This is a genomic window from Afipia sp. DC4300-2b1, assembly GCF_049895725.1.
Classification (GTDB): Bacteria; Pseudomonadota; Alphaproteobacteria; order Rhizobiales; family Xanthobacteraceae; genus Afipia; species Afipia broomeae.
On sequence record NZ_JAFCSX010000003.1, the window covers coordinates 284,501 to 299,523 of the forward strand.

Annotated in this window: 15 protein-coding genes; 9 read left to right on the plus strand and 6 right to left on the minus strand. The window is 63.9% G+C overall.

All coding sequences use genetic code 11. The features are described from left to right. Nucleotides 1-153: 153 nt before the first annotated feature. Together ACP7AL_RS13765 and petA are read right to left on the minus strand one after the other, a co-directional pair. On the minus strand, nucleotides 154-2,226 hold the full coding sequence (locus ACP7AL_RS13765; protein ID WP_024919412.1) for a cytochrome c1: 2,073 nt from the start codon (nucleotides 2,224-2,226) through the stop codon (nucleotides 154-156). 49 nt (nucleotides 2,227-2,275) lie between these two features. After that, nucleotides 2,276-2,806, minus strand: a complete 531-nt coding sequence (gene petA, locus ACP7AL_RS13770; RefSeq protein ID WP_283804974.1) for a ubiquinol-cytochrome c reductase iron-sulfur subunit — start codon at nucleotides 2,804-2,806, stop codon at nucleotides 2,276-2,278. Nucleotides 2,807-3,079: 273 nt separating this feature from the next. Here petA and ACP7AL_RS13775 point away from each other — a divergent pair, with 273 nt between their 5' ends. The 6 genes from ACP7AL_RS13775 to ACP7AL_RS13800 all read left to right on the plus strand — a co-directional run bounded on the left by ACP7AL_RS13775 (nucleotide 3,080) and on the right by ACP7AL_RS13800 (nucleotide 7,031). Further along, a complete protein-coding gene (locus ACP7AL_RS13775) occupies nucleotides 3,080-3,562 on the plus strand; it encodes a tRNA (cytidine(34)-2'-O)-methyltransferase (RefSeq protein WP_425992956.1) in 483 nt (160 codons plus the stop codon). Beyond that, nucleotides 3,559-4,191 carry a 7-carboxy-7-deazaguanine synthase gene (queE, locus tag ACP7AL_RS13780; RefSeq protein ID WP_425992128.1) on the plus strand — a complete coding sequence of 211 codons (633 nt, stop codon included), beginning with the start codon at nucleotides 3,559-3,561 and terminating at the stop codon, nucleotides 4,189-4,191. The genes ACP7AL_RS13775 and queE overlap by 4 nt, the downstream gene beginning before the upstream one ends. A 14-nt stretch (nucleotides 4,192-4,205) precedes the next feature. Then, a complete protein-coding gene (locus ACP7AL_RS13785) occupies nucleotides 4,206-4,571 on the plus strand; it encodes a 6-pyruvoyl trahydropterin synthase family protein (protein WP_425992130.1) in 366 nt (121 codons plus the stop codon). Nucleotides 4,572-4,776: 205 nt separating this feature from the next. Beyond that, nucleotides 4,777-5,652: an oxygen-dependent coproporphyrinogen oxidase gene (hemF, locus tag ACP7AL_RS13790; RefSeq protein WP_425992132.1), complete on the plus strand. Its 876-nt coding sequence runs from the start codon at nucleotides 4,777-4,779 to the stop codon at nucleotides 5,650-5,652. A gap of 217 nt (nucleotides 5,653-5,869) precedes the next feature. After that, a complete protein-coding gene (locus ACP7AL_RS13795; protein ID WP_425992134.1) occupies nucleotides 5,870-6,661 on the plus strand; it encodes an outer membrane protein in 792 nt (263 codons plus the stop codon). Nucleotides 6,662-6,767: 106 nt separating this feature from the next. Then, nucleotides 6,768-7,031: a YodC family protein gene (locus ACP7AL_RS13800; protein WP_425992136.1), complete on the plus strand. Its 264-nt coding sequence runs from the start codon at nucleotides 6,768-6,770 to the stop codon at nucleotides 7,029-7,031. 53 nt (nucleotides 7,032-7,084) lie between these two features. On the opposite strand, the gene ACP7AL_RS13805 is transcribed toward ACP7AL_RS13800, so the two are convergent. The 4 genes from ACP7AL_RS13805 to ACP7AL_RS13820 form a co-directional block, all read right to left on the minus strand. Further along, on the minus strand, nucleotides 7,085-8,341 hold the full coding sequence (locus tag ACP7AL_RS13805) for a CCA tRNA nucleotidyltransferase (RefSeq protein WP_425992138.1): 1,257 nt from the start codon (nucleotides 8,339-8,341) through the stop codon (nucleotides 7,085-7,087). Next, nucleotides 8,338-8,601 carry a DUF6111 family protein gene (locus ACP7AL_RS13810; RefSeq protein ID WP_425992140.1) on the minus strand — a complete coding sequence of 88 codons (264 nt, stop codon included), beginning with the start codon at nucleotides 8,599-8,601 and terminating at the stop codon, nucleotides 8,338-8,340. The genes ACP7AL_RS13805 and ACP7AL_RS13810 overlap by 4 nt, the downstream gene beginning before the upstream one ends. Then, nucleotides 8,598-9,233, minus strand: a complete 636-nt coding sequence (locus tag ACP7AL_RS13815) for a CoA pyrophosphatase (RefSeq protein ID WP_425992958.1) — start codon at nucleotides 9,231-9,233, stop codon at nucleotides 8,598-8,600. The genes ACP7AL_RS13810 and ACP7AL_RS13815 overlap by 4 nt, the downstream gene beginning before the upstream one ends. A 73-nt stretch (nucleotides 9,234-9,306) precedes the next feature. After that, entirely contained in the window at nucleotides 9,307-9,915 is a 609-nt protein-coding gene (locus tag ACP7AL_RS13820; protein WP_425992142.1) for a DUF1285 domain-containing protein, read from the minus strand. A gap of 297 nt (nucleotides 9,916-10,212) precedes the next feature. On the opposite strand from ACP7AL_RS13820, the gene ACP7AL_RS13825 reads away from it, so the two are divergent. Genes ACP7AL_RS13825 through ACP7AL_RS13835 form a run of 3 tightly spaced genes read left to right on the plus strand, consistent with a single transcriptional unit; the run spans nucleotide 10,213 to nucleotide 15,022 of the window. Then, nucleotides 10,213-11,217 carry an AAA family ATPase gene (locus ACP7AL_RS13825; protein ID WP_006018970.1) on the plus strand — a complete coding sequence of 335 codons (1,005 nt, stop codon included), beginning with the start codon at nucleotides 10,213-10,215 and terminating at the stop codon, nucleotides 11,215-11,217. Beyond that, nucleotides 11,217-12,161, plus strand: coding sequence for a DUF58 domain-containing protein (locus tag ACP7AL_RS13830; protein WP_425992144.1), 945 nt, complete (start codon nucleotides 11,217-11,219; stop codon nucleotides 12,159-12,161). Before ACP7AL_RS13825 ends, ACP7AL_RS13830 begins: the two co-directional genes overlap by 1 nt. Further along, entirely contained in the window at nucleotides 12,158-15,022 is a 2,865-nt protein-coding gene (locus tag ACP7AL_RS13835) for a DUF4159 domain-containing protein (RefSeq protein WP_425992146.1), read from the plus strand. Before ACP7AL_RS13830 ends, ACP7AL_RS13835 begins: the two co-directional genes overlap by 4 nt. Nucleotide 15,023 lies beyond the last annotated feature (1 nt).

Sequence of the window (15,023 nt, forward strand, 5' to 3'; positions counted from 1 at the left end):
CTTTGGTTCTGACATTCGTAAAGGGTGCGGCTGAGAAGCAATACGAATGTCAGAACCGGATCACTGGTGGAGCGCACAATGCTGCAATGAAGCATTCACGCAGCAAAAAGGCCCCGCAGCGGGGGCCTTTCACAACTCTCATCTCAAGAAGGCTCAGTGAGCGTCAGCCCAGACCTTCTTCTTGGTGAAGTACAGCAGGCCCGACAGCACGATCAGGAAGATCATGACCTGCAAACCGAGGCGCTTGCGGGCCTCGAGATGCGGCTCGGCCGCCCACATCAGGAATGCGGCGATGTCCTTGGCGTACTGCTGCACGGTCGCAGGCGAACCGTCGTCGAACGTCACCTGACCGTCGCTGAGCGGCTTCGGCATCTTGATCGAGTGGCCGGGGAAATACTTGTTGTAGTACGACCCCTCGGGCAGCGTGAAGCCGGCCGGCGCCTTCTCCTCGTAGCCCTGCAACAGCGCGTCGATGTAGTTCGGGCCCTTCTCCTGGAATGAGAAACCCGGCAGCGCGTCGATCACGAACTGCGGGAAGCCGCGCTCATAGCCGCGCGCCTTGGCGATCAGCGACAGGTCCGGCGGATAGGCGCCGCCGTTGGCAGCGCGGGCGGCCTGCTCGTTCGGGAACGGCGACGGGAAGTAGTCAGCCGGACGGCCGGGGCGCTCAAACATGTCACCTGCGTCGTTCGGACCGTCCTTGACCTTGTACTCCGAGGCAAACGCAGCAGCCTGCGCCGGCGAGTAGCCCGGCCCGCCTGGGTCAGCGAGATTGCGGAATGCGACATACGACAGCCCGTGGCACGAGGAACAGACTTCCTTGTAGATCTTGAGGCCGCGCTGCAACTGGCCCTGATCGAACTTGCCCAGGGCACCCGCGAACGACCACTTCAGCGACGGCGGGGTTGGACCGTGTCCCTCCTCGGCCTTCGCGTTGTTCATGCCGCCGAGCATCAGCATGCCGCCGACGGCAAGCGCGATCACGGCCGACACCGGCGTCCTGCCCGTCTTGCGCAGCACGTCTTCGGCGATCGAGTTCGGCAGCGGACGCGTCTTCTCGATGCGGCTGAGAATCGGCAGCACGATCAGGAAGTAGGCGAAGTAAGCGAACGTCAGGACGCGGCCAGCGACGACATAGATGCCTTCAGGCGGCTTGGCGCCGAGATAGCCGAGGCCGATGCACACGGCCACGAAGATCCAGAAGAACTGCTTGGCCAGCGGACGATACTTCGACGAGCGGGTCTTGGCGCTGTCGAGCCACGGCAGGAACGCCAGCACAATGATCGCCGAGAACATCGCGATAACGCCGGCGAGCTTGTTCGGGATCGAACGCAGGATCGCGTAGAACGGCAGGTAGTACCATTCCGGCACGATGTGCGCAGGCGTCACCGCCGGGTTGGCCGGGATGTAGTTGTCCGGATCGCCGAGATAGTTCGGGATGTAGAAAATGAACCAGGCGAAGAACAGCAGGAAGCAGGACATGCCGAACGCGTCCTTGAGGGTCGCGTAAGGCGTGAACGGCACAACGTCCTTCTCGGTCTTCGGCTCGACGCCGGCCGGATTGTTCTGACCTGCGACGTGCAGCGCCCAGATGTGCAGCACGACGACGCCGGCGATCACGAACGGCAGCAGGTAGTGCAGCGAGAAGAAGCGGTTCAGCGTCGGGTTGCCGACCGAGTAGCCGCCCCACAGCAGCGTCACGATGCTGTCGCCGACGTAGGGGATCGCGCCGAACAGGTTGGTGATGACGGTGGCGCCCCAGAAGCTCATCTGGCCCCACGGCAGCACGTAGCCCATGAAACCGGTTGCCATCATCAAGAGGTAGATGATGACGCCGAGGATCCAGAGCACCTCGCGCGGCTCCTTGTACGACCCGTAGTAGAGACCGCGGAACATATGAATGTAGACGGCGATGAAGAACATCGACGCGCCGTTGGAGTGCAGGTAGCGCAGCAGCCAGCCGTAGTTGACGTCGCGAACGATCAGTTCGACCGACTTGAACGCGAAATCGACATGCGGGGTGTAGTGCATCGCCAGGATGATGCCGGTGATGATCTGCACGCCGAGCATCATCGAAAGGATCGCGCCGAACGTCCACCAGTAGTTGAGGTTACGCGGCGTCGGGTAGGCAACGAAGGACGAGTGGATCAGTCCCCCGATCGGGAGACGCCGTTCAACCCACTTCAAGACGGGGTTTTGCGGGTTGTAGTTCGATGGTCCGCTCATGATGCGATCCTGACAAAGAAGAAGCGACGCAATCGGGTCAGATTAAGAATCAGCCGATTTTGATTTTGGTGTCGGAGACGAAGGAGTACGGCGGCACCGGCAGGTTAGCAGGCGCGGGCCCCTGACGGATGCGGCCGGACGAATCGTACTGCGATCCGTGGCACGGACAGAAGAAGCCGTCGTAGCTGCCTTCATGGGCGATCGGGATACAGCCGAGATGCGTGCAGATGCCGATCACGACGAGCCACTGGTCGTGGCCTTCCTTGACGCGCGACTGGTCGCTCTGCGGATCGGGCAGGCTCGCGGTCGGAACGGCGCGCGCCTCGTCGATCTGCTTCTTGGTGCGGTTCATGATGTAGATCGGCTTGCCGCGCCAGAACACCTTGATGTCCTGTCCCGTCGCGATCGGCGTCAGATCGACTTCGATCGGAGCGCCCGCCGCGATGGTCGAGGCGTCCGGGTTCATCTGGGAGATCAGCGGCCAGGCCACTGCCGCAGCGCCGACGGCGGCTACGGATCCCGTCGCTACATAAAGAAAATCACGGCGTGTCGGCTCGGCCGAGGATGAAGACGTCACGATTGCAAACCCTTTCCGAACTGCAACCGGCGGACCCATCCCCGTTCGACGCAACGGACGCGCCGGGAGAGTAAGCCGGTGCCCGCGGGCCCCGCGGTGGCAGAATGACCACTTGTCCTACTCAACCGGGCAGAACATACGATCTAGAATCGATCTATTGGCACCCTTGCCGGGAGAGCGCAAGCCCGCTATCGGCACATTTAGTGCGACGCACTAAAACCGCCTGTGGCGGAGATTTTTCCTGAAGTTTTCCACCGGTGCCGAAGGCCGCTCCCGATGCGTGTTGTCCTTTTTCAACCTGACATCCCGCAAAACACCGGGACGATTCTGCGGCTCTGCGCCTGCCTGGACGTCGAGGCCCATATCATCGAGCCGGCCGGTTTCCCCATTTCCGACCGGCATTTCCGCCGGGCCGGAATGGATTATCTCGACCAGGTGACCATCGTCCGCCATGATTCCTGGGCCGCCTTCGAGGGGTGGCGGGCGAAATCCGGCGGCCGGCTGCTTCTTTTTTCGACAAAGGCTGCAACGCCCTATCTCGATCATATCTATCGGGACGATGACATCCTGCTGTTCGGCCGTGAATCTGCCGGGGTCACCGATGACGTGGTAAACGCCGCCGACGAGCGGCTGGTCATCCCGATCGCGCCCGGAATGCGGTCCCTGAACGTGGCGATGACGGTCGCGATGGCGCTGGGCGAGGCGCTCCGGCAGACAAGGGGCACAGCCACGCCAAAGCCAGAAGGAACGGCGAGTTGAGTTACGCGGTGAAGGAAATCTTCCTGACATTGCAAGGCGAAGGCGCCCATGCCGGGCGCACCGCCGTGTTCTGCCGTTTTAGCGGCTGCAATCTCTGGACCGGCCGCGAGCAGGACCGCGCCAGCGCCGTCTGCCAGTTCTGTGACACCGATTTCGTCGGCACCGACGGTACGCTCGGCGGACGCTACGCGAACGCCGACGAGCTTGCCGCGACGATTGCCGCACAGTGGCAAGGGCCCGAGGGTCATCGTTATACCGTGCTGACCGGCGGCGAGCCGTTGCTGCAAGTGGATACCGCGCTAATAGAGGCGCTGCATGCGCAGGGCTTTACCATCGCCATCGAGACCAACGGCACCATCGAACCGCCGCCCGGCCTCGACTGGATCTGCGTCAGCCCCAAGGCCGGATCGGAACTGGTCATCCGCAAGGGCCACGAACTGAAACTGGTTTATCCGCAGGCGGAGAACACACCTGAGGATTTCGCGGGTCTGGAATTCGAGCGGTTCTCGTTGCAGCCGATGGACGGACCTGACATAGCGCAAAGCACGCAAGCCGCGATCGCGTATTGCTTGCGCCATCCGCAGTGGCGGCTCAGCGTTCAGACACACAAGACGCTTGGTATCAGGTAAACCGGACACAACCGATGTGGGAATTGACGAAATCGTTCCGTTTCGAGGCCGCGCATTCGCTGCCCGGCACGACGCTGGGCGAGGCCGGTGACGAAATCCACGGCCATTCGTTCCGCGCCGAGGTTTCCATTCGCGGCATACCCGATCCCGCGACCGGGATGGTGACGGATCTGGGCGTGCTCGAGCAGCGGATGGCCGAGGTGCAGAAAATGCTCGACCACAAGCTGCTCAACAAGGTCGAGGCGCTGGGTGCCCCGACGCTGGAAAACCTCACGCGCTTCATCTGGGAGCGGGTTCAGCACGCCGGCAAGGTCAACCGCGTCAGTGTCCATCGCGACAGTTGCAACGAAAGCTGCACGTATTTCGGCCCGCAGGGTTAAACACCCGCCTAGTGTCCCGAATTCGAAGTTCGCTTCACCTTGCAGCACTCTCCGAGCGAACTTCGAATTCGAAAGGACACTAGAAACTATAAATTCTAGCGTGGTTTTGGTTTGCAAGTCCGCAAATGGCCGTGCTGCGAGGATGTTGCGGACTTGCAAACCACCACACTAGATGGAGACGATCCCATTGGAAAAGCCTGTAACAATGATCGAAGAGCGCAAGCAAAAGGCCCGCGCGTGGTTCGAACACCTGCGTGACGATATTTGCCTGTCGCTGGAAAAACTCGAGGCCGACGCGCCGTCCGCGCTCTATCCCGGCGACGCCGGCCGTTTTGCCCGCACGCCGTGGGATCGCACCGATCATTCGGGAAAACCCGGCGGCGGCGGCGTGATGTCGGTGCTGCGCGGGCGGCTCTTCGAGAAAGCCGGCGTGCATTGCTCGACGGTGCACGGCGAGTTCGCGCCGGAATTCCGGACGCAGATTCCGGGCGCCGCGGACGATCCGCGCTTCTGGGCTTCGGGCATCTCGCTGATCATCCATCCGCGCAATCCGAACGTGCCCGCGGTCCACATGAACACCCGCTTCGTGGTGACCACCAAGGCATGGTTCGGCGGCGGCGCCGACCTGACCCCGGTGCTGGACCGGCGGCGGACCCAGGACGACCCCGACACAACCGCCTTTCACGCCGCCATGAAGGCGGCCTGCGACGCCCACGCGGCGGTCGCGCCCTACGACAAGTACAAGAGCTGGTGCGACGAGTATTTCTATCTGCCCCACCGCAAGGAAGCCCGCGGCATCGGCGGCATCTTCTATGACTGGCTCGATTCGGGGGACTGGGATGCCGACCTGGCCTTCACCCGGGACGTCGGCCGGGCCTTTGCCGGGATCTATCCCGAGCTGGTGCGGCGGAATTTCAAAGACGCCTGGACCGACAAGGATCGGCAGGAGCAACTGGTGCGGCGGGGCCGCTATGTCGAGTTCAACCTGCTTTATGACCGCGGGACCATTTTCGGCCTGAAGACAGGTGGAAACGTCGATTCGATCCTGTCGTCGATGCCACCCGAGGTGAAGTGGCCGTAACGGCTTCCGCCCTCAGGTGAAATTCACGAAAGCTTAAGAAACGGGCACTTTTGGACGGTTTTGACGTGTCACCGAGATAGCACACCCGGCAAAGAACGGTGCCGGATACCACCCAACAGGCCGGAAACCATTTGAGCCCGGACAGCCCCCAACGTATTTTGCTGCTCATAGGTGTGGCGGAATCGTACTGCCACCGAAGTTTTCTTAAGGGGCTCAGATGCGCAAGATTGCTGTACTTCTCCTCGCTGCCGCAGGCGTTGGCCTGGCTGGCGCAGCTTCCGCAGCCGATCTCGGCACTGCGCCGATCTATCGCAAGGCACCTCCGGTGCAGGTCTTCTCATGGACCGGCGGTTACATTGGCGGTTACGTCGGCGGCGCCTTCGGTGCCAAGGATGCAACGACCGGCGTTCCGGTCTTTGGACCCGCTAACACCCCGCTCTTCGGTGGCCCGGCCGCCTCGTACAGCTACGACTCGAGCGTGATCGCCGGCTACACCAGCGGCTACAACTGGCAGTTCGCTCCGAACTGGGTGATCGGCTACGAAGGTGAAACCGGCTACATCGGCGTCAAGGGTGCAACCACTTACGCTGGCCTGGCGACAACGACTGCGACCACCCGTGCTGACGGCATCTACAGTGTCTGGGCTGCCCGCTTCGGTTACGCCTTCGATCGCTCGCTGATTTACGTCAAGGGCGGCGCCGCGCTGGTCGACTTTGAAACCGGTGCATCCAACGGAACGCCCGGCACCCACATCGACACCATGCAGAGCAAGTACCGCCTCGGCTACGCGATCGGCGGCGGCTGGGAATACGCCTTCGATAACAAGTGGAGCGTGAAGGCTGAGTACCTCTATCTCGGCTTCGACAACAACATCACCACCACCGGCAACTTCAATGGCGGTGCCCCGCAGCTCTTCACCACGACCAGCCTCCCCGGCATCCACACCGCCAAGGTCGGCCTGAACTACAAGTTCGACGTGCTCGGCTACTTCCTCGGCGCTGTTCGCTAAGTACCGAAGCCTTTCTGGACGTCAAAAGCCCCGGACATTGTCCGGGGCTTTTTCGTTTTGTCGGCTACTCTTTGTCGGCGTGCCTCACACCAGCAGGGAGCCGGTCATGGGATTGAAAGCAGGCGACGTCGTTGTTCTCAAATCAGGCGGTCAGGCGTTGACCGTTTCCGAAGTCACGGACGAGATGATCGAATGTGTCTGGATCGGCGAGGAAGGCGATCTGTTCCGCGAGAAGCTTCCGGCTTCGGTTCTCGAACTCGCCCACATCGACATGTCCGACGATGAGGACGAAGAAGAAGACGAGGACGGCGAAGAGAACGAAGACGAAGGCGACGACCATCACGCCAAGAAGACGGCGGAAGTCGCCTGAGGCCATAGCCTCATTGCACTGAATGTTGCCGCCGGGACAACCCGGCGGCTCACCTACAGCCGATGATCCCGCGTGAATTTCGCGACGGTGTCATCGGCGATGGTTTCGAGCGCCGCGCTATCCAGCGGAAACTGCAACGCCAGCCACGCATCCTCGGCCAGTGTCAGCACGTGACCGAGTGCCGGGCCTTCGGCGATACCGCGCGCAATAAAGGCCGCAGCCTTGAGCGGGAACACCGGCGGCGTCCAGCGCTCCGGCAGTGTCGCAAGTTCACGCCACGATGGGGAAGCCGCATCGCGACCCGCCCGCGCCCAGGCCAGCATCATCCGGTCGCGGTAGCGCGCAGCGCCCAGCCGGTACAGCCGCCGCTGCGCGATGGCCTCGTCCATTCCCGCCGCGCGCCACCAGCGATGCCCCATCGAATCGAGGCGCTTGGTTTCGGCATTGGACAGCCGCCAGCGCTGCGACAGCCGCTTGGCATCTTCGGTGACGGCAACCGCCAATGCACCGAGGCGCAGGATGGCATCCGGCGCAAGGCCCATTTGCTGCTCGGCCACGATCATGTTGGCGAAAGCGCCGTGATAGACCACCCCCGCCGTGAGCCGCAGCAGCAGCCCGGCATCATCCATCGCCACCAGCGCCTCGGCGGCGCCTTTCGCGACCATCAGCTTCAGCATTTCCAACCGAATGCGCTCGGCCGACAGTTCTGCAAGCCCGTCACGTCCGGCGATACAGGCCTCGTATCCGGCACGATCCGGTACGCCCTCGCCGTAAGCAGCATGAATGCGGAAGAAACGCAGGATGCGCAGATAGTCCTCCGCAATCCGCTGCGACGGCTCGCCGATAAACCGCACCCGCCGTGCCGCGATGTCCGCGCGCCCGCCGACCTCGTCATGAACCGTGCCGTCAGGCGTCACCGTCAGGCCGTTGATGGTGAAATCGCGGCGCATCGCGTCACGCGTCCAGTCGCGCCCAAACGCCACCCTGGCCTTGCGCCCGAAGGTTTCGATATCCTCGCGCAGCGTGGTCACTTCAAACGGCTGGCCTTCGATGACCAGCGTCACCGTGCCGTGCTCGACGCCGGTCGGAACCGCCTTGATATGCGCAAGCTTGGCCCGCCGGATCACTTCCTCCGGCAGCGCTGTGGTCGCAATGTCGATGTCGCCGATAGGGAGTCCGAGCAGTGCGTTGCGCACCGCGCCGCCCGCAACCCTCGCCTCCTCGCCCCCGGAATTGAGCAGCGTCAGCACCCGCGCCGTCGCGCCTGATCTCAACCATGGAGCGTCACGCAGCGAATCCGGGGCGTTCATTTCTCAGATCCCCGGATCAGCTTGCCGTTCTCCACGTGCGCAGGGGTATAGGTCGACCCCGGAGGCGCGCCGGAAAAATGCGCCAGCAATATGAGGCTGACGATAACCAACACGAATGCGGCTACCGCCAGTTTGCCGACGATGTGCAGCGGCCATGAGGACTTGACCCAGACACCGGAACGGCTTGCAAGAAGGAATGCCGCATAAACCGCGAATGGAATCAGGAAGATTCCGATCTCGGTGAGGACGGGACGAATCATGCAAGATATATCCGCTCGTAAAGCGCACGCAGCATGCCTGCGGTCGCGCCCCAGATGTAATGCTGCTCGAACGGCATCTCGTAGAACGAGCGCTGCATGCCGCGAAATTCCTTGCTGCCGAGCTTGTGATTGACCGGGTCCATCAGGAACGCCAGCGGCACCTCGAACGCGGCATCGACTTCGTTGGTGTTGATCGTTAGTTCAAACCCCGGCCGGACCCGCGCCAGCGTCGGCAAGATCCGGAATCCGAAGCCGGTCGCATACACATCGAGATAGCCGATCGGTTCGACGAAATTCCGCTTGAGGCCGACTTCTTCTTCGGCTTCGCGCAGCGCCGCATCCATCGGCGAAGCATCGGTCGCATCGATCTTGCCTCCGGGAAACGAAACCTGTCCGGCATGTTCGTTGAGATGTTCGGCGCGCTTGGTCAGCAGCACGGTCGGCACATCGCGCTCCACGATCGGAACGAGAACCGCGGCCGGACGCACCGGACGTTCTTGCGCAATGATCTGCAACATCGCATCGGTGCCGAAATCGCCGGTCGGCGCGAGCACCGCGGCATCGGTCAATCCCGGCGGCACATCGAAGTTCAGCCGCTCGTGCGCCCTGCGAAAGAATTCGCCGGAGCTCATGTCGAGCGGAGCCGCAGTGCTGGCGGATGCAGCGTCCTTCAAAACACTTTTCGTCAACCCAAATCCTCTTGTCTCAAACGGGGTCTCGCGCCTGTGCTGCATCCGCCATCGAGAAGAACTCGCCGCCGGACATGACCCCGAACATCTCATGGCCATCGACGACTCGAACCTCGCCCATCTCGACCAGATCATAATAGAGCGCGCGCGTGACTTTTGCCCACAAATCCGACCGCACATGGAGGTAAGGCGTTAGGCCGCCGTCTGCCGCGGCCTCGAAGCGCAACCGGTGCGCGCCATCGCATGGCACCCATTCGTCGACATTGGTGCGAAAGCTCAGCGTTCGCCCTGCGCCTTCGCCGTCCTTCTCCATCTCGACGGCGAGAAACGGCACGTCATCGACGCGGATGCCGACTTTCTCAACCGGCGTGACCAGAAAATACTTGCCGTCCTCGCGCTTGAGAATTGTGGAAAACAGCTTCACCAGCGCCGCACGCCCGATCGGTGTCCCAAGATAGAACCACGTGCCGTCGCTCGCGATCCGCATATCGAGATCGCCGCAGAACGGCGGATTCCACAGATGAACCGGCGGCAGGCCTTTTGTCGCAGCACCGCGCGCCGCCTGGGTGAGCCCGTCAAGGCGCTGAACCGGATTCAGCTCCTGTTTCTGCCCTTGGTTCGCCATTGTTTGCCCTGACCGTTGACGCTTCTGTTTGGCACGATTGGTGCACGCCTTGAAACCGAAAGCTGAGAAACCCGGAACGATGACATAGCCGACCAATCATACCTGAGTGCGGCGGGATTACTCGCCACATCGTGATGAGTTTCAAGCCCCCCACCCGCTAATGTGGGGACAGCCGAAATCGGCGAATACATAAAAGAATACATGGTCTTTGCGCCGGTTTAGCATGGGCCGAAGTCACGGCGTGAGTCCGCGGAACCCCGAAGGCGGCCTCGTGCGGCCCGATAAGGAGCGAAGAATATGGCTGGCGCAGAAGGTGTCGAGAAACTGGAAGACGTGATCGTGCGTTCGGCCGAGCAGATCGCGGGTAACATCCGCGCCGCGCGGGAGGCGGTCTCGACTGTCATCTTCGGCCAGGAACGCGTGGTCGAAAATGCGCTGGTGACGATCCTGTCCGGCGGTCACGCATTGCTGATCGGCGTTCCCGGTCTGGCGAAGACCAAGCTGGTCGAGACGCTGGGCATCACCCTCGGCCTCGACGCCAAGCGAGTGCAGTTCACGCCGGACCTGATGCCGTCCGATATTCTCGGCGCCGAAGTGCTCGACGAGAGCGTCAGCGGCAAGCGCTCGTTCCGGTTCATCTCGGGACCGGTGTTCGCGCAGCTTCTGATGGCGGACGAAATCAACCGCGCCTCGCCGCGCACGCAGTCTGCGCTGTTGCAGGCGATGCAGGAGCAGCACATCACGGTCGCCGGTGCGCGGCACGATCTGCCGAAACCGTTCCATGTGCTCGCCACGCAGAACCCGCTGGAGCAGGAAGGCACCTATCCGCTGCCGGAAGCCCAGCTCGACCGCTTCCTGATGGAGATCGATGTCGAGTATCCGGACCGTGACGCCGAACGCCGAATCCTGTTCGAGACCACAGGCGCCGAACAAACCGCCGCGAAGGCGGCCATGACCGCCGAGACGCTGATTACCGCGCAGCGGCTGGTGCGTCGTCTGCCGGTCGGCGATTCCGTGGTCGAGGCCATTCTGTCTCTCGTCCGGTCCGCACGCCCCGGCGACGACAGCGGCGAGATCGGCAAATCGATCGCATGGGGACCGGGACCGCGCGCCAGCCAGGCGCTGATGCTCGCGGTTCGTGCACGCGCATTGCTCGACGGGCGGCTCGCGCCCTCGATCGACGACGTGCTCGATCTCGCGGAGCCGGTTCTGAAGCACCGCATGGCGCTGACCTTCTCGTCGCGTGCCGAGGGCCGCACCGTGACCGACGTCATCAAGCAGCTGAAATCACGGATCGGCTGATGGCACCACGGCCGCAACCCGCACTCCAGGAGATCGAAGCAGTCCGACGCGCAGATGGTGAAAGCCGTTCGCTCGCCGCGTCGCTGCCCCGTCTCGTGCTGGAAGCGCGGCGCATTTCGGCCAACGTCATCCACGGCCTGCACGGCCGCCGCCGGGCCGGCACCGGCGAGAACTTCTGGCAGTACCGCCGCTTCGTCTCCGGCGAGGCCTCGCAGAACGTCGACTGGCGCCGCTCGGCGCGGGACGATCATCTCTATGTCCGCGAGCAGGAGTGGGAAGCCGCGCACACCGTGTGGCTGTGGCCGGATCGCTCGAAGTCGATGGCGTTCGCCTCGAAGACCGCGCGCGACAGCAAGCTCGAGCGCGCGCTGGTGGTCACGTTCGCGCTGGCCGATCTCCTGGTGTCCGGCGGCGAACGTGTCGGCATTCCCGGACTGATGTCGCCGAGTTCGAGCAGCAACATCGTCGACAAGATGGCGCAGGCGATCCTGCACGACACCGCCACCCGATCCAGCCTGCCGCCGTCGTTCGTGCCGTCCGCGCTCGCGGAAGTCGTGGTGCTGTCGGATTTCTGGTCGCCCCTCAGTGACATCCGCGCCATGCTCGGCGGCCTCTCCTCGTCGGGCGCGCATGGGACGCTGTTGCAGGTCGTCGACCCCGCCGAAGAAACGTTCCCCTATTCCGGCCGCATCGAATTCGTCGAGCCCGAGGGCGGCGAGGTCATCACCGCGGGACGCGCCGAGACCTGGGCCAGGGATTACACCGCGCGCGTTGCCGCCCATCGCGCCGCGATCCGCCAGGAAACCAGCAAGCTCGGCTGGCTGTTCTCGACCCACACCACCGATCGCTCGGCCGCCGAACTGCTGCTGTATCTGCACAGCGGCATGATGGTCACCAAAGGCAGTGTCGGCCGCGTCGCTATAACAGCGGGGCGCACCTCATGATGGGCCTGCCGCTCTCGTTCGCCGAACCGTGGCTGCTGGCGGGCCTGCTGAGCCTTCCCGCACTATGGTGGCTGCTGCGCGTGATGCCGCCGCGCCCGCGCCGCATCGATTTTCCGCCGACGCGCCTGCTGTTCGATATCGCGCCGAAGGAAGAAACTCCGTCGCGCACGCCGTGGTGGCTGACACTGCTGCGCCTGCTCGCCGCTGCGCTGGTGATCCTCGCCGCCGCCGGTCCGGTCTGGAATCCGAGCGAAGGCGTGACGCGCTCCAGCGCGCCGCTGGTGCTGCTGCTCGACGACGGCTGGAGCGCCGCGTCCAACTGGGATGCCCGCATCAGAACCGCGGATGAACTGGTCACCAATGCGGAATCCGACCGGCGCGCGGTGGCGCTGGTGCCGCTGTCCGATGCGACGCGCGACATCACGCTGATGCCGGCCGGCACCGCGCGCGTGGCGCTGCGCCAGTTCGCGCCGAAGCCGTACGCCGTCGAGCGCGTCGAGGCGCTGCCCGCCTTGGCGCGCTTTCTCGCCAAGACCGGCGACAGTGAAATCGTCTGGCTCAGCGACGGCATCGATACCGGGCGCGGCAGCGAATTCACCGAAGGCCTGACGAAAACAATTCAGGATCGCACGCTGACGATTTTCGAAAGCGGCACTCCGCCTGCGCATGCATTGGTCGCGGCCGAGAATGCTGCCGCGAAAATGACGGTGAAGGTGCTGCGCGCCGGAAGCGGCGGCGGCGATACCGGACTCGTCCGCGCGCTCGATCAGAAAGGTTCGCCGATTGGCGAAGCAAAGTTTGCATTCGGCGCGCAGGATCGCGAAACCGAGGCGAGCTTCGATCTGCCGGTCGAACTGCGCAACGACATCACGCGGCTGGAAGTCTCCGGGGAGCGCTCGGCCGGCGCTGTGCAACTGCTCGACAAGCGCTGGCGCCGCCGTGCCATCGGCATTGTTTCCGGCGCGACCAGCGACACCGCGCAGCCGCTGCTGGCCTCAACCTTTTATCTGACGCGCGCTCTGGCGCCGTTCGCCGACGTTCGGCTGGGCGAGCGCGGCTCGCCTGCGCTGGCGATCGGGCAGTTTCTGGATCAGAAACTGCCGATGATCGTGCTCGCGGACGTCGGAACGCTGACGCCGGACATCCGCGACCGCCTCAATACATGGATCGCGCAGGGCGGTGTGCTGGTGCGTTTCGCCGGGCCGCGTCTGGCAGCCGGTGACGACGATCTGGTGCCGGTGAAACTGCGGCGCGGCGGGCGCAGCCTGGGCGGCAGTCTCACGTGGGAGAAGCCGCAGCCACTGGCGTCGTTCGCCCCCGATGGCCCGTTCGCGGGCCTCAGCGTGCCGAAGGATATTACGGTGACGCGTCAGGTGCTGGCCGAGCCCGATCCGGCGCTGGCCTCGCGAAGCTGGGCGTCGCTCGCCGACGGAACGCCGTTGGTGACCGGCGAACATCGCGACAGGGGCATGCTCGCCCTGTTCCATATCAGCGCCGATATGCGCTGGTCGGACCTGCCGTTGTCTGGCACCTTTGTCGAGATGCTGCGGCGAATCGTCGATATGTCGGGCTACACGGCCAACGTGGGCGCAGGTGTCGCCGCCGAGGCCGGAGCGGAGACTGTTGCGCCGATTCGCACCCTCGACGGCTTCGGTGCGTTCGGTCCGCCGCCCTCCACCGCAAAGCCGGTGCGCGCAGATTACCGCGACCGCGCCTCGCTCGATCATCCGCCCGGTCTCTATGGACCCGCCGACGGTCCACTCGCAGTGAACGCGCTCGCTGCCGCTGACCGGCTCGCGCCGCTCGACACGTCCGCACTGAAAGCGCGCCGCGCGACCTACACCAACGCCGAGCCGCGCGACCTGCGCGGCATCCTGCTCTCCACGGCGCTGGCGCTGTTCCTGATCGACGCCATCATCGTCGCCATTCTCGGAGGCGGGCTGGCCGCACTGTTCCGGCGCCGCGCCGCAGCTGCAGCACTCGCCATCGCATTTGCGCTCGCTTCCGTAAGCGGCGTGCCCTCGTCGTCTTACGCACAGGCCCCGAAAGGTCCGGCCAAAAGCGCGCCCGCGAAACCGCCCGCAAGCAACCCTGCGAACGACGACTTCGCCATCAAGGCCGTCGCACAGACGCGCCTCGCCTATGTCCTGACCGGCAACGCCGATGTGGATTCGATTGTGAAGGCCGGCCTGTCCGGCCTGACGCTGTTTCTCGCGCAGCGCACCGCGCTGGAAGCCGGCGAACCGGTCGGCGTCGATCCGGCGCGCGATGAACTCGCGTTCTTCCCGCTGGTGTACTGGCCGGTGATCACAGGCGCGCCGAAGCCGTCGCAGGACGCCATCAACAAGCTCGACGCGTACATGAAGCAGGGCGGCACGGTGCTGTTCGACACCCGCGACGCCATCGAGGCGCCGCCGGGTCCCGGCGGTGAATCGCAGACGCCCGGCATGCTGACGCTGCGTGAAATTCTCTCATCGCTCGACATTCCCGAACTCGAGCCGGTGCCGCGCGAGCACGTGCTGACCAAGACGTTCTACCTGCTGCGCGATTTTCCCGGCCGCTTCAACTCGGGACAGACCTGGGTCGAAACGCTGCCGCGCGGCGATGATGAAGAGGCCGCCGACCGTCCCGCACGCGGCGGTGATGGCGTCTCGCCGATCATCATCACCTCGAACGACCTTGCAGGTGCATGGGCGATGCGGGCTGACGGCCTGCCGATGCTGCCGCTGACGCCGGGCGATCCGCGCCAGCGCGAAATGGCTTTCCGCGCCGGCGTCAACATCGTGATGTACACCCTGACCGGCAACTACAAGGCCGATCAGGTGCACGCACCGGCGCTGATCGAACGGCTGGGGCAATAAT